Source organism: Pontibacter mangrovi (assembly GCF_006385705.1).
In the GTDB taxonomy this organism is placed as follows: domain Bacteria; phylum Bacteroidota; class Bacteroidia; order Cytophagales; family Hymenobacteraceae; genus Pontibacter; species Pontibacter mangrovi.
On record NZ_VFRQ01000001.1, the window covers coordinates 509,866 to 528,498 of the forward strand.

Consider the following 18,633-nt stretch of genomic DNA (forward strand, 5'->3'; position numbering starts at 1 on the left):
ATTTAGGGGTTGCGGCAGCAAAGCCTTCCATCACTGCCAATCTACATTTGGTTTCAAGTTGAACCTCCTCCTGTACCTTTTCCTCCTGCTGCCGTAACACCATACTCAGACAAATTATACCATCTGCATGATAGGCAAAGACGACCTAAACGTTATAGTTACTGTATTAGGGTGCTTGGTTTTATTGCTTGCCCTGGTTTCTAAAAAGCAGGAGAAAAGTCCCATACCAGCCACACTCCTCGCGCTGTTGTTCGGTATCCTCATCGGGCCAGCGTTTCTCGGCATAATAGACCTGACTGAGCTTGGCGATAAATCAACTATACTGGAGAGTGCGGCACACCTTGTCTTGGGTGTAGGCCTGGTGGGAGTAGCGCTACGCATACCCACAGCTTACCTACGGCAGAACTGGCGGCAAATGGCGATCCTGGTCGGCGGCAGTATGGTGCTGATGTGGGTGATAAGCACCATGCTCATCTACTTTGTACTTGGCACTTCCTTTTGGCTCTCCGCCTTGCTGGGAGCCATCATCACGCCCACTGACCCCATTGCCGCCTCTCCCATTGTGACGGGCTCAGTTGCCAAAAAGAACCTGCCCAAGGATAAGGCATGCAATCTCCTTTGAGTCGGGGGCGAATGACGGGCTGAGCTACCTGTTCATCTACCTGCCGCTCCTCATGCTTACCCTTGGGCCTGACCTGGCACTGGAAGAGTGGCTGAAGCGCACATTTCTTTGGGAGGTGCTTAGCGCCACAATATTTGGCCTGCTACTTGGCTTGGTTGCTGGTAAACTCCTTAAGCTGGCAGAAAAGTATGAGATGGTGCAGGAAAACTGGAGGCTCGTGTATACCGTAGCGCTATCGCTGTTGGCCGTAGGAGGCGGGAAACTTATGAAAAGCGATGAAGTGTTGTTGGTCTTTGCAGCCGGTGCCGCCTTTGTACAAGTAGTAAACCCTAAGGAACAAGGTGAGGAGGAAAAAGGGCAGGAGGCAGTAAACAGGTTCTTCTCCTACCCAATCTTCGCGTTACTGGGCACAGAAATCCCATGGGAGGGTTGGGCTCAGCTTGGCTGGAAAGGTATAGCGCTTGTTGTTGCGGTACTGTTGCTACGACGCCCCCCGGTGCTCCTCCTCCTCAAGCCCCTGTTGCCCGACTTGCGCAGTAAAAAAGATGCCTTGTTCCTGGGATGGTTCGGACCAATTGCGGTGGCAGCCATCTACTATGCTTCAATGGCTGAGCACAAGCTAAAGGAGCCACTTATCTGGGATGTGGTGAGCCTGGTGATATGCGCCTCCGTGGTGGTGCATGGGGTAACTTCTACTCCGCTCACGCAGCTGTATGGAAAGTTGTAAGGATACAGGTCTACGCATGAAAAAGAGGAGAAAAAGTAAAATTCGCTTTTACGAGAAGTGGAGGTTGTTTAGGTAAGGTTGTTCAACACAGTGTCTTGCTGGCTTTCCATCCATCAGACACCTGTTTTTCCGCTCCCCGCCTAAATCCACCTCCTGCCCAGCCGAAGATGAAAATTCCAACAGGAATAAGGCCTCAAAAACAATATTTGTCTTCCGTTTAAGGTGTTCTTTGTTTACCTACACTTGTCAGCTTCTGCAAAACACTCCATATCCAACCTTATCTACGGGATAGCGTTTTGATTACCTACCGCACCTTCATTCTACCACACATCAGTTGCCCCACCCACCCGACTCATGGCGACCATACTTGCTATACTTGCTGCCCGCTTTGCTGCGGTAACTGAGGCATACACCAATAATTTATACTATGGAAACAGACTACAGATCATTACGCAAAAACACCGGCTTCTCCATTTCCAAAACTAAGCTCAAGACAGCGACTGCCTCGGCCCAGGACCTTCGCACGCTCTCCACACCGGCCAGACCCATGCTGGATGCCGCTGATGTGGTGGTGCCTGAAGGGTATCAAGTGGAGCCGGTTATGGCAGGGCTCTCCTTCCCCACCGATCTTGCCTTTGCCGACGACGGCACTATTTTCGTGAGCGAGGGCGGCAGTTCCTGGCCTACCCGCCCCTACATGCCGGCACGCGTGCTGGTGCGCCACCCCTCCGGCGAAACAGAGGCCATCAGTATGAACGTGCAGGCTGGCCCCCGGGGCATTGCCTAGCGCAACGGGGAACTGTACATGGCGCTAAAAGGCGGCTACCACATGCAGATCGCAAAATATAACCTGGCGAGCGGTGAGCTGAAGATCCTCATAGACCAACTCCCCAGTGGCGGCTGGCACGAGCCGGGCGGACCTATTTTTGGGCCGGACGGCATGATGTACTTTGGCAACGGCTCTGTGTCGCAGCAGGGCGTGACGCTGCCGGCAGGCTTTACCGTGGACTTGGCCAAGCACCCGAACGCACACGATGTGCCGGGCCAGGACGTGACGCTAACCGGCAACAACGTCCGGAGCCGCGATCCCCGCCTCCCCTACCCCTACATGATCGAAACCGGCGCGTTCAAACCATTTGGAACGCCTGCTGAAAAGGGGGAAGTGGTAAAGGGGGAGCTGTTCTGTAATTCTGCTGTCTGGCGGTCGCGGCCTGATGGAACCGATGTGGAACTGTTGGCCTGGGGCGTACGCAACCCCTTCGGCATGGCCATGAACGAGGCCGGGGAGTTGTACGTGTCGGACAATGATTTTGAGGAGAAGGGAGAGCGCGCGGTTGCCAACGACCCGGATCGCATCTGGCACATTCAGAACGCCAGCCTGCCTTTCGGGTCTGTTAAAACTCCTGCCTGGTACGGCTTCCCGGATATCTGCGGCGACGGCCTGCCGGTGAACCACGAAAGCCACCTGCCCAGCCGTGGGAAAGCAGCGGAACTGCTCCTGGAGAACCCGCCGGAATGGGCCGGGCCTGCCGTTTTCCTGGAACAACCGCATTCCTGCATGTGCAAAATGGATTTTTCCCGCTCCGATGCCTTTGGCCACAAAGGAGAACTGTTCGTGGCGGAATGGGGTACGCTGGCACCGCTCAACTCCCCGCGCCCCGAGGACCTGGACCATGGTTTTCGGGTGATACGGGTAAACGTGGAAAAAGGCACCGCAGAACCTTTTATGCATAATCGGAAGATGGGGCCCGCCTCTACTTACGGCACCGGGGGCATCGAGCGCCCTGTCTCCTGCAAGTTCAGCCCCGACGGCAAAGCTCTGTACGTGCTGGACTTCGGCGTGGCAACCGTAACATCCGGCAATATGCTGGCTTTTGCCCATACAGGGGTATTATGGAAAGTGACAAGAAAGGAGGAAAACAATGGCTAACGCAACGCAAACCCCAACCATACTGATTGAACTGGACCAGGAAACCAGGAACCGGCAGCTGGACCGCGCCAAGTCCTGGCTCGATAACGTGCTCCTGACACAGGCCTCTCACCGGAAGCTGCTGGAGGACACGGTGGAGAAAATTGAGGAACCGCACATCAAACAGTACCTGGCTGAAATGGCTCTGCAAGCGGAGCAGCACGAGGAAAAAGCACGCGAGCTGTTCTCCCTGATCGACCGGGAGCCGTCGGATATAAGGCAAATGCTGGGGCAGGTAATGGGCAAGGCCAGGCAGGCGCTCGGAGACTTTATAGCGGTGGCCGGTGGTGCCAAAGGGCCATGGCAAGACCTGCACCAGGTATACTTGTCGAACTATAACTCGATGGGTGCCTTTGCCGTGGCAGAGCAGCTGGGGTTGGCTTTAGGTATCCCGCGCATGGTGGATATCACCTTTGGCGTGGTGGCGGAAAAATCCACGAGCCAGCTGCTGCTGCAGGAAGCGGTGCTGGAGATGTGCTCCATGTCCATACTTTATAAGGAGAGCTTTTAGGTTTCTTCTCACGTAAAAAACAGAAAGGGTGCCTCACTTTATAAAGTTGGGTGCCCTTTCTGTCTGTTTATACTGCTCCCGGCCTAAACGATGCTCTCTGGCTCGCCTGGAGATTTACTTTAAAGCCCACGTAAGATCATTAGCTACCTTTCGAATCATACCTCCTTTAACGCAGGCACAAATGTTCTATTGTTTTTCAGTCCCTTTCTCTGTTAAAGCTGGTCTGTAAAATCTTTTAATTGCTGTGCCTCCCGCAGGTGGTCGCGCAGCCTTAGCAGAATTTGGTCAGCAAGTGTTTTAAGGTCCTGGTCCTGAAGCCGGTCTCTCGCCCGCTCATAGAACTGGATGGCATCTTCATGTGCCTCCACCTGCACATTTGCATAGTCTTTGTCGAACGGTGTGCCTGTTTGGCTCTGCAGTCTGGTTCTAATCCTCTCCCGCTCCTGGGTCATGTTCATTTGCAGGGATATGTTTCTTTCCCGCGCCATGGTTCTTAGCTGGGCACGCGTAGCAGTATGCTCCTGCAGCATCAGTTGCGCAAATTCCTGCACCTCCGCCTGAGTGGAGTTTTGTAAAGCCAGGTTGGCCGTTACAATCTCAAAGGTATCAATGGCAGCCGCTTCCTGAATAAAGGCAGTAGGCGTCATCACATCTACGTCAACATCCTCATCGTCATCGCATGCTGTAAAAAAAATAAAAGGTACCAAAAGGAGAAGGATGTTCCATCTCTTAATTCTCATCTGTTTCATAACTTATTGGTCTAGGGTTAGTAAAAATGATACCTCCATACTTTGGATTTTAAAAATTCAAAGAGGTTAAATCATATTTAAATTACTATAAATACGTGAATATCAGCTATTTTGTGCACTAGGCGTACTGCGCTACCGAGCCTGCTTTTTTCTTTGGTTTACCTGGTCCTGCCACGCTGCGACTACTGGTGCTCAACATTTCTTTGCTGCTCCCTAGCTGACACAGGCAAAATACCCGCAATACCTTCAAAGCCAGGTTTTCATTATTTGCTTTATTGTAGTGTTGATGGCAGTCGGTTTATGAGAATTTAGAGTCGGCAAGAGTTACTGCTGCATCGATAGTTGTATGATAACCCTTGCCTTCCTCTAACCAGATATTTCTTATTTCGCTTTCTTACCGCCACCTTTGCCACCGCCTGCAGCAGTTATATTCACGTCGATAAAAGTCAGGTTGTTTGTAGCGTCAACAACTGCTGTACCGCCACCGCCCGGCTCCTCGGCTGCAACCACTTCTTCTACTGGCAGCATGATAGTAGTACCGCTATCAAAGAAGGTGTTGAGATTTGCGCCTCCTCCGGTCTGATCAAAGCTAAAGGTGATGCGGTAGGTGCCTGGCCCCATACCGAGCTTCTTCACATCCCAGGTATAGCCATAAATTACTTTTCCTTTCACGTTCACTTCTCCATTATAGTAACCAGGGCCATCTGCCGCCTCATATACCGCCTTGTTGAAGAGTGGGGCGCTTACATCGCCGGTCCAGGCATGCACACTTGCATCCCAGGTAAGGCTTGGAGTAGTGGAAGTAAGCTGCTGGATAGTAAGCCTGGCCAGTGGCGAGAATACGGTAGCCTGCGTACCAGGGCCGTAAACAACATCACCATCTAACTCAACCTGTAGGCCATGCACTTCATCAATGCCCCAACCGGATACATGGCGCATGGCATACTCTGTTACAGGAGTAACAAGGTTCTCATACAGCACCACCTCTGTGCGCACTTTAGAGGTCACGCTCCAGTCGCTCGACTCCAGGTTGTCGCCCCAGTCAATAGCATCAACGTTGATAACATCCGTAGCATTAAAGTTAGAAGCTTGCCATTGATTTGCTGCGTCTTTCTGAAGGTACGCCTTATACACATCTGGAGTGCCTGCAGGATAGCAAGGATCTGAAATATCCGGGTTACAGCTATAGATTGGAGAGCTCGGATCAATTGGATTTTCGCCCCAAACATACCACCAATCGCCACCAAGTTGTACACCGTTTAGTGCTGGTCTGAGCACTAAAGGCACTCCCTCAGACCAGATAACCGGGAAGGAAAGGTTGTTGCCCGTGCTTTCGGTTCCGCCACCGCCACCACCATTGCCGCCGCTACCGCCGCCGCCCGGACCTTTACCGCCACCTTGCGCATCCTGGCCACTCGAAGCCTGGAAGGTGTCGGGTGCAAAGTTTTCATCCTCGCAGGATGTAAAGAAGTTCATGCCGGCCAAGAGAATGCCAGCAATAAGGATTGATTTGGTTGTCTTCATACCTTGAAAAGATTAGCAGGAAAAATAAAAGTTTGGTAATCAAAAGGAACAGTTCTCAGGAAGAACCAACAGGTAGGATATTTTATACTACTGTATGTAGTACAGGAACTTGAGCTTGGGAGAATGAAAAAGTTATAGTATCAGGAGGAAGAGTTAATACCAATTCCTGTGGCACCAAGGCCGATGTTCTTTAACAGCCCGTATTGGAGCGTAGGCGGTATAAGCTAAAGGTCCAGTGACAGATGATCTTTAATCTATATTTGTCACGCAGTTAAGCAGCTATTCAATTTTATAAGCACTTCAACTTCTTGCAAATATTAGTTCATTAAAATATGCTCTGCTGTAAAAACAGCCCGACGAATTGAAATTTGAGGCAGACAATTATTTATCAAACGTTAACTCGCTTAACCCTCCTTGCAATTGCACCCTTCAGGATGGCAATTCATCAAAGCTACATAATCTGCATCGGGGTCTGGAGTGTCTTTTACCTTTTTCATGCATTGTATAATGTCCATCGTGTGCTGCTTCATCGATGCCAGGTATAAACTACATTCGTTTTGTGGCAGAGGAACCGGTACAGGCTGTGTTTCTAAAAAAGCTTTTAGCTCTGATATTTTGGCTGTATGAGCAGATTTAGCCTTATCCGCCATTAAGAGAACGTTAGGGTCATCCCCATACTTTATCTCAGCTTCTGCCAACTTCAGCATCAGTTCGTGGTGTATGAGCATTACAGAAGCGTGGTCTATGCTTTTATCACAGGTGCTCTCCATCTGGCTAATGGCTTTTATAGTAGAGCTTATAGCCTGTTGCACCTCTTTATCAAACAAATCGTCCGCCACCTTGCCTGCGTCCTTCGAAGCTTCTGTTGTCGGGGTTACGGAAACAGGCGCGACAGTCTCCGACTCGTTATCACAGCTTGAGAAAGCAAGTGAAGCTGCCAGTAAACAGGCAATACTCTTTATACTTACAAAGTTTGTTTTCATTTAAATATAAGTTCGTTTTCATTTATATAAATAAACGAACATTAATTTAAACGGTTTAATGACATTTATCATCAAAATAAGTTCTATAGCCTAAAAAACATACTTAGATACTTTTAGCATACTTTGCAGAAAGTTCTTTAGTAGGAGGGCACTTATACTATAAGCGTTTCTTAAAATTAATGAGCTGATACTAAACTTGGCTGCGTATAGAGGCACAGAGATGACCCGCTTGTTCTTTACCTTCCACAGCTACTTATAAATTCTTCAAACTCATCTCCGCCTTCACGATACCCCTTTCCAGGGCCTCTTCTTTGGAGCAATGTTTATCGTTGTACATTTCCTCGGCGTAGCGCAGGGCCATACTTCGGGTCAGGTCTTCCAGCACATTAAGCCGTGGCTGATGATCCTCAAACAGGGAGGCGACATAAGAGGTATAGTCCTGCAGGTCGATGGTAACGTGTTCGGTGTCCATGCCCTGGAATACCTCGCTGATCCTCTCCTTCAGGATTTTCTGGTCCGCCAAATCCATGTCCTTTATCTTCACGTGCACCGTCACCACCTTTTTCTGCGAGGTCAGGCCCCAGACGTGGAAATGGTTCACCCGCTCCACCCCCTTCAGCGACAGGATCTTCTGCCGGAGCAGGGGCACGTTCACCCCCTCCGGCACCCGCTGCAGGAAAACCTTCACCACATCCACCATCTTCACGGTGACAAGTATGAGCACAGCCAGGTTGATGACAATGGCAAGTATGGGGTCCAGTACGGGAATGTCCCAGAACAGCAGGATGATACTCACCACAAACACCGCCAGCCAGCCCACCGTGTCCTCCAGCAGGTGTATGGTCAGCACTTTCCTGTTCAGCGACTTGCCCGACTTCAGTTTCCAGGCACCGAGGCCGTTCAGCGCCATGCCAAGTATGGCAATCCCGATCATCCACTCCACCTTGGGCATCTGCGGGTTCAGGATGCGCCGGGTGCTTTCATAGAAAATGTATATGGCCCCGAGCATCAGCACCAGGGCGTTGATGAGGGCGCTCAGCATGGAGAAGCGCTTGTAGCCGTAGGTATACTTGTCGTTGCTCTCCTCCTTCTCCGACTTCCGCTCAAAGTACCAGCCCAAACCCAAAGCCAGGCTGTCGGCAAAGTCGTGCAGCGAGTCTGCAAGTATGGCGATACTGCCCGAGATCAGCCCGCCCACCAGCTCCAGAATGGTAAAGGAGAGGTTCAGCAGGAAAGCCGTCCGGACGCTTTTACTTTTCTTCTGTTCAGCCATCGTGTGATTATAAGTTTAGGCCCAGGGGTAATGGGCCATGCTACAGGTGCGTTTCGCCTTCTTCCAGCCCGCTGCCCTCCAGCTGTATGGTAGTGTGCGAGATCTTGAATTTCGAGGTAACGGCCTTGTTGAGTTTGGTTAAAATCTGGTTATAGGCGTCCGAACTATCAGGCGACACCACCACATGCGCACTCAGGGCGTTTACGCCGGTGGTCAGCGACCACACGTGCAGGTCGTGCACCTCTTCCACGCCGGCCACGCCTTCCAGGCACGTGCGCACTTCCTTGATGTTCACGTCTGCCGGCGTTCCTTCCAGCAGCACACCCACCGCCTCCTTCAGCAGCACCCACGTCCGCGGAAGTATAAACAGGCCAATGCCAGCAGAAAGGATCGGATCGGCATAGTACCAGCCGGTAGTCCACATGATCACGCCCGCCACAATCACGCCGATGGAGGTGAGCATGTCGGAGAGCACTTCAAAGTAAGCCCCTTTCATGTTCAGGCTCTCTTCAGATCCCTTGCGAAGTATAAACATGCTGGCCAGGTTCACCACCAACCCAACCGCCGCCACTATGAGCATGGCTTTGCTCTCCACCTCCGGCGGGTTCCTGAAACGCTCGTATGCTTCATAAAGTATGTAGAGTGAGATGCCGATCAGCACCACAGCATTGGCCAGCGCCGCCAATATCTCAGCCCGGTAATAACCGTACGTGCGCTCCGGCGAGGCGGGCCGCTCGGCCAGGTTAATGGCTACAAGGGCGAAGACAATGCCACCCACGTCTGTGAGCATGTGCCCCGCGTCGGCCAGCAGGGCCAGGCTGTTGGTCAGCAGTCCCCCGATCACCTCCGCCAGGAGGTACAGAAAAGTTAGCCCCAGTACCAGTTGAAGTCGTTTCTTGTTCTGGCTGCCTGCCGAGACAGCGTGTGCATGTGCCATAATCCATGTAATTGTTGGTAGGCTTAACTACGGCACCGTTTCTTCAATTGTTGAAAACCGGGCATACGCAGGCCTTCTTCTCCCGCAAATACAGTACAATCAGACAGGCAGAAGTGGAAATCCTCAAGCCGGCACAGTTATATGTCTTGTCCCATTAATGATGGTGCCCGCCCTCTCCTTTCTTCATCTCAGCAAAGAGGTAATAGGCGCCTTTCGTTACGATCTGCACGCCTTCCGGCAGCTCAGGGAACTGCGTGAGCTGCACAAAGCCCTGCTCGCTTTCTCCGGTGGCCACCTGCACCCTGCGGAAGCTGGTGCCATGCCCGGTTTCAACCTCCCCGTGTTCCTCCAGCTGCTCGTCTGCATGGGCTACTTCTGCCTCATGCCCGTGCTCCTCCTGCGTGCGGATGAAGATATAGGACTTGCCCTCGTCCTCCACAATCGCCTCTTCCGGCAGCGCCTGCACTTCCTGCTTTCCGGTGTAGATTCTGGCCTCCACGTACATGCCCCGGATGAAACTTTTATGCTCGCTTTCAATATGACCATGCACCTTTACGGTTTTGTTCTCCTGGTCAAAGGACTTGCCCACCAGGTATACTTCGCCGTCGTACACCTTGCCGCCCACGCTCGGTACAGTAAAATGGATCGGTTGCCCAACTTCAACTTTGCTGATGTCCTGCTCAAACACGTTCAGCTCCAGGTGCATGTGCTTGGGGTCGGAAATCTCATACAGTTCCTGCTCCCGGTTGGTAAATTCTCCGTTGTGCACGCTCAGACGAGTGATATAGCCACTCAGCGGCGACCGAACAGCAACCGAGGTGGAGATATTTCCTTTTGCCACCGCCCCCGGCGAGATGCCCAGGTAACGCAGCTGCTTTTCAACGGCCTTTTTGCGGGCCAGCGCATTTTGGTAAGCGGCCGAAGCGGTCTGAAACTGTTTTTTGGAGCTCACCTGCGCGGAGTCCAGCCGGCGCTGCCGCTCATAGTCCGCCTCCAGGTAGCCCAGGTTGCCCAGCACGTTCTGGTACTCCTCCTGCAGCTGCACATACTCCATATTTTCCAGCACCGCCAGCACCGTACCCTTCTCCACGTAGTTGCCCACCAGGTACTTGGCCTGCCGCACAAAACCTGCTACCGGGGCCGACACGGCGGCCAGTTTCTGCGGGGGCAGGTCCAGCGTACCGTTGGCCTTCACGAAGGCAGACACGTTTACGCTATCCAGGGAGCCATACTCCAGCTCGGCTGCGGCCATTTGCACATCGCTCAGTTCCACTACGTCTTCTGCGCCCTCTTCTTCGGCATGCTCGCCGTGCGCTTCCGCTTCCTGGGGCTGCTCTGCTTCCTCGGTATCCGATTCGCCGCACCCTAGCAGGAGCAGGATCGACAGGAATAACACCAAACTATTTTTTATCGTGAGTTTCATCTTGTTCTTATTGATTACTGATGTCTTTAAGTTTTCATTTTTCCCGCTGCTCTTCCGGACTTCCAAGTCCGGAAGCACTCTGCCGGGGACTTCCTAGTCCCCGTATCGAGTAATGCGGATTAGGAAATCCGCTTCAGGTGCTGTTTCGGATTAAGAAATCCGAAACAGCAGAGTGTTTATTTATTACTTTCAGTTGGATTGTACAGGTCGTTAAGGTTTCCAGCCAGCCGGTTCAGTTCGATGATGGCCAGGTTATACTGCTGCAGGCTTTGCAGGTACTCTTCCTGCAGTTGAGTGGCCTGTGTCAGGTTTTGGATGTAGGCGATGTAGTCCACCGCGCCCTCCTTGTAGCCGAAGCTGGCCGTACGGATCTGCTCCTCTGCCAGGCTGAGCCCTTCTTTCTCATAAAAGGCCACAGAGGCCTTCGCTTTTTCGAGAGCCGCCAGGGCGGAGGCCCATTCCCGCTGCAGGGCCAGTTGCTGCTGTTCCAGTTCCTGTTCTGCCACCGACCGCTGCAGGCTTGCGGCCTGCGTTCGGCCCTTCTGGGCGAAGAACGACAAGAGGGAAATATCCATCCCCACGCGGTAGAGGTAAAAACCATCCTGCCCGTTCACGTTCTGGTCGCTGTAGCCCAGGCTGATCTGCGGCAGATATTGGGAACGCTCCACCTTATAAGCGGCCGCGGCCACGTCTACCCCTTCGGCATAGTAGGCCAATCGCGGGTTGCCTTGCGGACCTGCTGCGTCTGCCACTAATAAATTGTTGAACTTATAGAGCCTGGCGCTGTCGGGGGTGATGTCGGCATCGGCATTTAGCCAGGTTTTCATGCGCTGGGTGGCTGCCCGATAAGCGGCCTGTGCCTGCTCCAGCTGCACCGCTACCCGTTTTGCCTGACTGGAGGCCGACAAGAACTCCAATTTGCCTGTTTCGCCGGTCTCGAAGCGCAGGCGCGCCGCCTCCTCAAAACTGCTATAAATGCTATCCAGCCCCTGCACTAACCGGAGCCTGCTCTGCGCCAGAAGCCACTCGCTGTAAGCCTCGCTCACCTCGGCCACAAACTCATTGGCAGACAGGTTGCGGTACGCTATACTTTGGTCGAGCTGCGCCTGGCGGTGCCGTGCTTTGCTGATGTAGGCCGTCGGGAAGTCGAACTGCTGCTGCACGCCGTAGGATGAAATTCCCTGTATCTCCTCCCCGTTCGTCTCCTCCCGCTGATGGTACACGCTGGTCCGACCCAAATCCAAGACGGTGCTTTTCAGCGCCTTCTGCTGCTCCACCTGCAGGTTGGCTTTGCGCATGGCCGGGTACTGCTGCAGTGCTGTCTGCACCGCCTCCTCCAGACTCAGCACTTGCCCCGGCTTATGCTGCGCTTTGGCAGGTTGCGCGGCAAGTATAGCCCCCATCAACATAGGTATAAACAGCATGGCTGGCTGTGCTTTTAGCTTAAAGCTTTTCTCCAGGTAGAAGTATAAAATCGGCAGCACCACCAGCGTCAGCAAGGTGGCAGTTACCAGACCGCCGATGACCACGGTAGCGAGCGGCTGCTGTACTTCGGCCCCTGCGGAGGTGGAAATAGCCATCGGCAGGAAACCCAGCGAGGCGACCGAGGCTGTCATGATCACCGGGCGCAGACGCGTGTGGGTGCCTTTCAGGATGCGCTCACGGATATCTTTTATACCTTGCTTTTTGAGGCTGTTGAACTCAGCGATGAGCACGATGCCATTGAGCACCGCCACCCCGAACAAGGCGATAAAGCCCACCCCGGCCGAGATACTGAAAGGCATATCCCGCAGCCACAGCGCCAGCACGCCGCCAATAGCCGACATCGGCACCGCCGTAAAGATCAGCAGCGCCTGTTTCATGGAGCCGAAGGTAAAGAAGAGTAGCACCAGGATCAGCAGCAGAGCGGCAGGAACCGCCACAGACAAGCGCTTAGTGGCCTGGATCAGGTTCTCGAACTGGCCGCCGTAGGTGATGTAGTAGCCCGGCGGCAACTCCAGTTGCTCGTCCAGCACCTGCCGGATATCCTCCACCACGCTCTCGGTGTCGCGGTTGCGGGTGTTCACGCCCACCACAATCCGGCGCTGGGCATTGTCACGGGAGATCTGGGCCGGGGCCTCCTCAAACCGGATGGTGGCCACCTCGCGCACGGGCACCTGCCCCCCGCCGGGCAGCGGAATGTACATGTTCTGCACATTGTCTATATCCTGCCGGTACTCCTCCTGGAAGCGCAACACCAGGTCAAAGCGCCGCTCTCCCTCGAACACCACGCCCGCCGTGCCGCCGGCAAAAGCCGTGTTGATGGCGCGGTTCACGTCACCCACGTCCAGCCCGTACTGGGCCATTTTTCTTCGGTTATAGTTGATCTGTATCTGCGGCAGTCCCGTCAGCTGTTCTACCACGGTGCCGCCTACGCCTTCTATCTGGCTGATCAATTCATTGGCCTCGTTGCCTTTTTGAAACAGCACGTCCAAATCCTCGCCGTAGATCTTCACGGCAATATCTTGGCGTACGCCGGTAATCAGCTCGTTAAAGCGCATCTGGATGGGCTGCGTGAACTCGGTACCCACACCGGGTACCGAGTTGATCACGGCCTCCATCTTCTGGAACATCTCTTCCCGGGACGAAGCACTCTCCCATTCCTTTTTGTCTTTCATAACAATGATGATATCGGCCATTTCCATGGGCATCGGGTCTGTGGGGATCTCGGAGGTACCAATCTTGGTCACCACTTCATTCACCTCCGGGAACTGCGCAATCAGCCGGTCCTGTATCTTTTTGGAGACGGTGATCATCTGCTTGAGTGAGGTGCCGGTGGGCAGGATCTGGTGGGAGGCGATATCGCCCTCATCGAGCTGCGGAATAAACTCCCCGCCCATGCGCGAGAAAAGGAAGAGGCTAAGAGCAAATAATAGCACCGCCACCAACACCACCGCTTCCTTGGCCCGCAGGCTAAACCGGATCACCGGTTCGTACAGGCGGTGCAGAAAGTCCATGATCTTATCGGAGATGTTGCGCTTTACCACCACCTGCTTTTTCAGCACCAGCGCGCTCATCATCGGCACGTAGGTCAGCGAAAGTATGAAAGCGCCGAGTATGGCAAAGCTCACGGTCTGGGCCATCGGGCGGAACATTTCCCCCTCAATGCCCACCAGGGCAAGTATGGGCAGGTATACAATAAGTATGATGATCTCGCCGAAAGCGGCCGATTTGCGGATATGGGCCGAGGCAACGCCCACCTGCTTGTCCATCTCCGTCTGGCTCAGGCGCTGTCCGTTAAAGTTGCCGTAAATGCGGTGCACAATGGCCTCCACGATGATCACCGCCCCGTCCACGATCAATCCGAAGTCGATGGCGCCGAGGCTCATGAGATTGGCCGACACGCCGAACACATTCATCATGCCCAGCGCAAACAGCATGGCCAGCGGAATAACGGAGGCTACCACCAGACCGGCGCGCCAGTTACCGAGCAACAACACAAGTATAAACACCACGATCAGGCCGCCCTCGATCAGGTTTCGGGTGACGGTGGAGATGGCGCGGTCAATGAGGTTGGAGCGGTCCAGGAAGGGCTCGATGTGCACTCCCTCGGGCAGGCTTTTCTGAATCTGCGTGATGCGCTCCTTCACCGCCTGCGTGACCTGGTAGGAGTTCTCGCCTTTGAGCATCAGCACCAGGCCACCTACCGATTCGCCCTCGCCGTTGCGGGTGATAGCGCCAAAGCGGGGGGCGTGGCCATACTGTACTTTCGCCACGTCACCGACAAGTATAGGCGTGCCCTCCACATTCTCAATCAGGATGTGGCGGATCTCGTCCAGTGAGCCGACCATGCCCTCGCCCCGGATAAAGTAATTGGTGTTGGCCTTTTCGATGTAAGAGCCGCCCGTGTTCTTGTTGTTGGCTTCCAGGGAAGAGTACACGTCGGCAATGGTGAGGTTGTAGGAACGGAGCTTCTCAGGGTCCAGGGCCACCTCGTATTGCTTCAGGTAGCCACCGAAGCTGCTCACCTCGGCCACGCCCGGCACGCCCGCCAGCTGTCGCTTTACGATCCAGTCCTGGATAGAGCGCAGCTCCATGGGGCTGTACGCGCTGTCCTGGCCTTTGTCAAGCACCAACGTATACTGGTAAATTTCACTCAGGCCGGTGACCATCGGGGCCAGTTGCGGCGAGCCAAAGCCTTCGGGAATATTTTCCTGGGCCACTTTTATCTGCTCGCTCACCAACTGCCGGGCCAGGTAGGGGTCCACGTCCCGCTCAAACACAATCGTAATCACCGACAGGCCGAAGCGGGAGATGGAGCGCACCTCCTCCACATCCGGGATAAAAGACATGGAGGTTTCCAGCGGATAGGTGATGAACTGCTCTACCTCCTGGGTAGCCAGGTCAGGGGCCTGGGTGATGACCTGCACCTGGTTATTCGTAATATCGGGGACCGCATCCAGCGGGATCTGCTTCAGCGAGTAAGCTCCCCAGCCGATCAGGGCAAGTATAAATAGCCCCACGACCAGCTTATTCCTGATGGAAAAACTGATTATTCTATCAAACATGAAGTATGGGTTAAATCAAAATCACAGACAAATGAGACATCAGCTCCCGCGTATGCGGCAGACAATGTTCACTCAGATTTTTTGTGAAGGAGACTTAAACCCGGGGCGGGTGCCAGAAGGGAAAGGACGGGTTGGCTGCACTACGCGCCACGTATGCACCGGGACTTGCTGTCAGCTGCACCACTTGCGGCACTGGCATAAATGGGGCATGAAAAGCCACCTTGATGCCGCCACAGCAATGGCACTCGCACAAAGGCGTGCACATATCTTCGTCCTGCGCATCGTCGCGGTGATGTTCATCGGCCTGTACGGTCGTGGCATGGCCTTCGGCAAATGCTGCACTGCCATCCATGCACGGAAGGCAGGACAGCGCCAAGATCAGCATTGCCCACAAGACTGTCAGGTGTTTCATGGCTACAAAGGTACAAAACTATTTTGAAGGGTGTCAACTCTTGCCCAAACCAAACACATAGCAGCATGTTCAGGCGAGACACGCAGACAGGCCAGTAAGAGTACCGGATCATACTTTAGCTGCTAAAATTTTCGGCTTTTAACTTAAAACTTGCGTTATTTAGCTTGCCAAACGCTTTTGCACCGGCAACAAGCATCGTATTCCAAATTCACACAACACTTATACCCTTAATTTACAGATGGCTACAGGTTTACTTGCCCTACTTGATGATGTGTCTGCCCTTGTAAAAGCAAGCGCGGCGAGCCTGGACGATGTGCCCACGCAAGTGGCCAAAACAACCAGCAAGGTATCAGGTGTTGTGATCGACGATACGGCGGTGACGCCAAAGTATGTGGTGGGGCTGGACCCATCGCGGGAGCTCTCGATTATCTGGCAGATCACGAAGAAATCTCTCTTAAACAAGGTTATTCTGCTGAGCCCCGCGGCGCTTCTGTTGGGCTATTTTGCCCCTTGGGCCATTCCGCCTATCCTGATGCTGGGCGGCGGCTTTCTGTGCTACGAAGGCTATGAAAAAGTGCACTCCATGTTCAGCAAATCGCACGCTGATGCTGAGAACATTTCGGAGGAGCAGGTGATGACGCCGGCGGAACTGGAGAAGGAACGGGTGAACAGCGCCGTGCGCACAGACCTGATCTTGTCCGCAGAGATAATGGCCATCACCTATGCCACTGTTGCTGAGAAACCTATTGTAAACCAGATTGCGGTGATGCTGGCTGTGGCGGTTTTCATTACACTGGCGGTTTATGGCTTTGTGGGGCTGATCGTGAAGGCTGATGACATCGGGCTGCACATGGCCAAGGAGAAGCACCACCCGCAGGTACGGAAGTTTGGCTTTGGCATCGTAAAGTTTATGCCCCGCTTCTTAAAGATCCTCAGCTACGTGGGCACGGCAGCCATGCTATGGGTGGGCGCCGAGATCATCGCCCACGGCATACCTGCCACCAGCCATGCACTGGATGCGCTGGAGCATTCCTTAGCTGGTGTGCCTGCCCTTGGCTGGATCGCAAAAGTGCTCGTTAGCGCCATCAGCGGCGTGATTATAGGTTGGCTGATTGATAAGGTTGTGCGCCTGGTACTACGGGTGCTGGGGAAGTAGGTGCTAGATGTTAGATTTTAGTATCTAGATTTTAGATGCTAGAAATTAGAGGGTTGGATTATGGGTAGGGGCAACTGCAAACTATTTCTATAGGTTAAGTCCTGATTCTCTTACAGCATTTATAACGACATCATTCACACCTCTTTCAATCTAAAGTCTAACATCTAACATCTAGCTTCTAAGAATATACCTACATCCTGAACCCACCCCTAACCCCTCCGAGGAGGGGAATTTGCTTATAGTGTCAGGGATTGAGTTGCACTCTTCAACTGATACTGGCCTAAAATCTAGCATCTAAAATCTAGCTTCTAAAATCTAACATCTAATATCTAGCATCTAACTCCTAGCTCTCCCCTTTCGGCAGCCTTACTTCTATTTGTCCGTTTCGGGTGCGTACTTCCAGGCGGGGCTGGGGTTCTGTTGCCGGGCCGTCTACCACATCGCCGCTGGACAGGGAGAAAACCGAGCCGTGCCACGGGCAGCGTACTTTGCCGCCGCTTAGCAGGTCGCCCTCCGAGAGGGGGCCGCCCAGGTGAGAACAGGTATGCGCCAGGGCAAAAATTTCCCCTCCCTGCTTGGCCAGCAGCACCGCCACCTCGCCGGCCTTTACGCAGCGCATGGCTTTTTCCTTTAAGTCGTTTTCAGGTAGCACTGCTACAAAATCCTCTGGGTAGGTATCGGCTGTGGCGGTATGGTCTACGCCAATTTGGTTACGGTAGACCAGGTGGCCGCCAATGTAGGCGCTAACGCTCACCATGCCATAGCCCAGCATCGACAGGCAAACCGCTTGGGTGCGGGTGCTTTTGCGCTTCCGCAGAAACAGCGAGGCCGTGTAAAGCGCTGTGGCTCCCAGGTTCATCATGCCATGCACCAGGCCCATCCTCCGCTTCTCCTTCGTGGTGCCGGTCCAGTCGGTGAGGCCGGTGACTGCTGCGCCTACGGCACCTGCCAGGCCTACGGCAACGGCAGCATCGGCGCCGGGTGCATACTTCCGGCTCCCGCTGCGCTCCAGCAGGTCCAGCACGGCGGCGGCGGTCCAGGCACCAATGGGCACGTCGGTAATGGCCGGGTGCAGCGGGTGCCCAAGCCAGGTGCCATGCAGTGCGTTTTTGATTTCTCTTCCGGCTTCGCCACCGGCCTCAAAGGCTTTCAGAACGGCAGGCTGCAGCTTATCGCCGGCTGTGCCAACCCATGGCTGTTCCGCCACTTCGTGTAGTATACTGTGTAGCTTCATAAATTGCTCTTTTTAAATAAATTTTACTACACTCCAACGCAATTGTAGAACAGGATGTTTGGGCGCTTTGCTGAGGTAAATGGCCCTGCTTAGAAATGCGCAGACGGGGCAGGATTATTTGCCGGCACAGGGGCTTTTTCTTTTATCTGCTAGTTACGGCGCAACGATAGAAACAAAGCTACTAAGGCATTGGTAATGAAAATGTAAAATCGCTATATTGAAGTATGATTGGAGGGTGATTGGACCCGGCACAGCGGAAACGCGGACAAGGACGTCCGCAGCAGCCAAAGTTCCGGGCTTGGAAGTCCGGAACAGCGCTACAGGTGTAAACCCACCCCCTTAGAGCTGCGCTCGCTACCTTCGAACTCGCGTTCTCGGTAGTCCAGAGGAGGGGATTTCCCGCAGTACCTAATTCCCCTCCTTGGAGGGGTTAGGGGTGGGTTTACTTTGCACCATAGCACACTGACAAGAAGACCCGGAAGAGCTACTCTTTCTCTCGTTCACTTTAAATTCCGTACTTCTATAACATACATAAAATCGACTTCATCTTATCTCACACCTTAAAA

General features: G+C 53.6%; 15 protein-coding genes. 6 read left to right on the forward strand and 9 right to left on the reverse strand.

What is annotated here, in order from left to right:
- Nucleotides 1-127 precede the first annotated feature (127 nt).
- From FJM65_RS21615 to FJM65_RS02275, 5 genes are all read left to right on the forward strand, one after another.
- Nucleotides 128-622, forward strand: a complete 495-nt coding sequence (locus tag FJM65_RS21615) for a cation:proton antiporter domain-containing protein (protein WP_219855931.1) — start codon at nucleotides 128-130, stop codon at nucleotides 620-622.
- Entirely contained in the window at nucleotides 576-1,349 is a 774-nt protein-coding gene (locus tag FJM65_RS21620; protein ID WP_219855932.1) for a cation:proton antiporter domain-containing protein, read from the forward strand. Before FJM65_RS21615 ends, FJM65_RS21620 begins: the two co-directional genes overlap by 47 nt.
- Nucleotides 1,350-1,776: 427 nt before the next feature.
- Nucleotides 1,777-2,136: a hypothetical protein gene (locus FJM65_RS21435; protein ID WP_219855933.1), complete on the forward strand. Its 360-nt coding sequence runs from the start codon at nucleotides 1,777-1,779 to the stop codon at nucleotides 2,134-2,136.
- Between the two features lie 42 nt (nucleotides 2,137-2,178).
- Nucleotides 2,179-3,279, forward strand: coding sequence for a PQQ-dependent sugar dehydrogenase (locus FJM65_RS02270; RefSeq protein ID WP_219855934.1), 1,101 nt, complete (start codon nucleotides 2,179-2,181; stop codon nucleotides 3,277-3,279).
- On the forward strand, nucleotides 3,272-3,829 hold the full coding sequence (locus FJM65_RS02275) for a hypothetical protein (RefSeq protein ID WP_140618984.1): 558 nt from the start codon (nucleotides 3,272-3,274) through the stop codon (nucleotides 3,827-3,829). The genes FJM65_RS02270 and FJM65_RS02275 overlap by 8 nt, the downstream gene beginning before the upstream one ends.
- Nucleotides 3,830-4,041: 212 nt before the next feature.
- Here FJM65_RS02275 and FJM65_RS02280 read toward each other — a convergent pair whose 3' ends face one another.
- The 8 genes from FJM65_RS02280 to FJM65_RS02315 all read right to left on the reverse strand — a co-directional run bounded on the left by FJM65_RS02280 (nucleotide 4,042) and on the right by FJM65_RS02315 (nucleotide 15,677).
- Complete coding sequence (locus tag FJM65_RS02280) at nucleotides 4,042-4,569, reverse strand: DUF4142 domain-containing protein (protein ID WP_181163616.1); 528 nt, start codon at nucleotides 4,567-4,569, stop codon at nucleotides 4,042-4,044.
- Between the two features lie 390 nt (nucleotides 4,570-4,959).
- Nucleotides 4,960-6,102 carry a hypothetical protein gene (locus tag FJM65_RS02285; RefSeq protein ID WP_140618989.1) on the reverse strand — a complete coding sequence of 381 codons (1,143 nt, stop codon included), beginning with the start codon at nucleotides 6,100-6,102 and terminating at the stop codon, nucleotides 4,960-4,962.
- Between the two features lie 404 nt (nucleotides 6,103-6,506).
- Nucleotides 6,507-7,085 carry a DUF305 domain-containing protein gene (locus FJM65_RS02290; protein ID WP_140618991.1) on the reverse strand — a complete coding sequence of 193 codons (579 nt, stop codon included), beginning with the start codon at nucleotides 7,083-7,085 and terminating at the stop codon, nucleotides 6,507-6,509.
- A gap of 253 nt (nucleotides 7,086-7,338) precedes the next feature.
- Nucleotides 7,339-8,358 (reverse strand): cation diffusion facilitator family transporter, encoded by a 1,020-nt coding sequence (locus FJM65_RS02295; protein ID WP_140618993.1) that lies wholly within the window; start codon nucleotides 8,356-8,358, stop codon nucleotides 7,339-7,341.
- Between the two features lie 40 nt (nucleotides 8,359-8,398).
- Nucleotides 8,399-9,295, reverse strand: a complete 897-nt coding sequence (locus FJM65_RS02300; RefSeq protein WP_140618995.1) for a cation diffusion facilitator family transporter — start codon at nucleotides 9,293-9,295, stop codon at nucleotides 8,399-8,401.
- Nucleotides 9,296-9,449: 154 nt separating this feature from the next.
- A complete protein-coding gene (locus FJM65_RS02305; RefSeq protein ID WP_140618997.1) occupies nucleotides 9,450-10,718 on the reverse strand; it encodes an efflux RND transporter periplasmic adaptor subunit in 1,269 nt (422 codons plus the stop codon).
- A 176-nt stretch (nucleotides 10,719-10,894) separates the two neighbouring features.
- Complete coding sequence (locus FJM65_RS02310; RefSeq protein WP_140618999.1) at nucleotides 10,895-15,265, reverse strand: CusA/CzcA family heavy metal efflux RND transporter; 4,371 nt, start codon at nucleotides 15,263-15,265, stop codon at nucleotides 10,895-10,897.
- Nucleotides 15,266-15,359: 94 nt separating this feature from the next.
- Nucleotides 15,360-15,677, reverse strand: coding sequence for a DUF6660 family protein (locus FJM65_RS02315; protein WP_140619001.1), 318 nt, complete (start codon nucleotides 15,675-15,677; stop codon nucleotides 15,360-15,362).
- A 238-nt stretch (nucleotides 15,678-15,915) separates the two neighbouring features.
- On the opposite strand from FJM65_RS02315, the gene FJM65_RS02320 reads away from it, so the two are divergent.
- Nucleotides 15,916-16,833: a DUF808 domain-containing protein gene (locus tag FJM65_RS02320; protein WP_140619004.1), complete on the forward strand. Its 918-nt coding sequence runs from the start codon at nucleotides 15,916-15,918 to the stop codon at nucleotides 16,831-16,833.
- 343 nt (nucleotides 16,834-17,176) lie between these two features.
- Here FJM65_RS02320 and FJM65_RS02325 read toward each other — a convergent pair whose 3' ends face one another.
- Nucleotides 17,177-18,067 (reverse strand): DUF2231 domain-containing protein, encoded by an 891-nt coding sequence (locus FJM65_RS02325; RefSeq protein WP_140619006.1) that lies wholly within the window; start codon nucleotides 18,065-18,067, stop codon nucleotides 17,177-17,179.
- Nucleotides 18,068-18,633: the final 566 nt, after the last annotated feature.

Coding starts and splice junctions, on each gene's coding strand:
- FJM65_RS02305 (WP_140618997.1), bottom strand. CDS start 10,718: ATGAAACTCACGATAAAAAATAGTTTGGTGTTATTCCTGTCGATCCTG.
- FJM65_RS02285 (WP_140618989.1), bottom strand. CDS start 6,102: ATGAAGACAACCAAATCAATCCTTATTGCTGGCATTCTCTTGGCCGGC.
- FJM65_RS02275 (WP_140618984.1), top strand. CDS start 3,272: ATGGCTAACGCAACGCAAACCCCAACCATACTGATTGAACTGGACCAG.
- FJM65_RS02320 (WP_140619004.1), top strand. CDS start 15,916: ATGGCTACAGGTTTACTTGCCCTACTTGATGATGTGTCTGCCCTTGTA.
- FJM65_RS02280 (WP_181163616.1), bottom strand. CDS start 4,569: ATGAGAATTAAGAGATGGAACATCCTTCTCCTTTTGGTACCTTTTATT.
- FJM65_RS21615 (WP_219855931.1), top strand. CDS start 128: ATGATAGGCAAAGACGACCTAAACGTTATAGTTACTGTATTAGGGTGC.
- FJM65_RS02270 (WP_219855934.1), top strand. CDS start 2,179: ATGCAGATCGCAAAATATAACCTGGCGAGCGGTGAGCTGAAGATCCTC.
- FJM65_RS02300 (WP_140618995.1), bottom strand. CDS start 9,295: ATGGCACATGCACACGCTGTCTCGGCAGGCAGCCAGAACAAGAAACGA.
- FJM65_RS02315 (WP_140619001.1), bottom strand. CDS start 15,677: ATGAAACACCTGACAGTCTTGTGGGCAATGCTGATCTTGGCGCTGTCC.
- FJM65_RS02295 (WP_140618993.1), bottom strand. CDS start 8,358: ATGGCTGAACAGAAGAAAAGTAAAAGCGTCCGGACGGCTTTCCTGCTG.
- FJM65_RS02310 (WP_140618999.1), bottom strand. CDS start 15,265: ATGTTTGATAGAATAATCAGTTTTTCCATCAGGAATAAGCTGGTCGTG.
- FJM65_RS21435 (WP_219855933.1), top strand. CDS start 1,777: ATGGAAACAGACTACAGATCATTACGCAAAAACACCGGCTTCTCCATT.
- FJM65_RS02325 (WP_140619006.1), bottom strand. CDS start 18,067: ATGAAGCTACACAGTATACTACACGAAGTGGCGGAACAGCCATGGGTT.
- FJM65_RS02290 (WP_140618991.1), bottom strand. CDS start 7,085: ATGAAAACAAACTTTGTAAGTATAAAGAGTATTGCCTGTTTACTGGCA.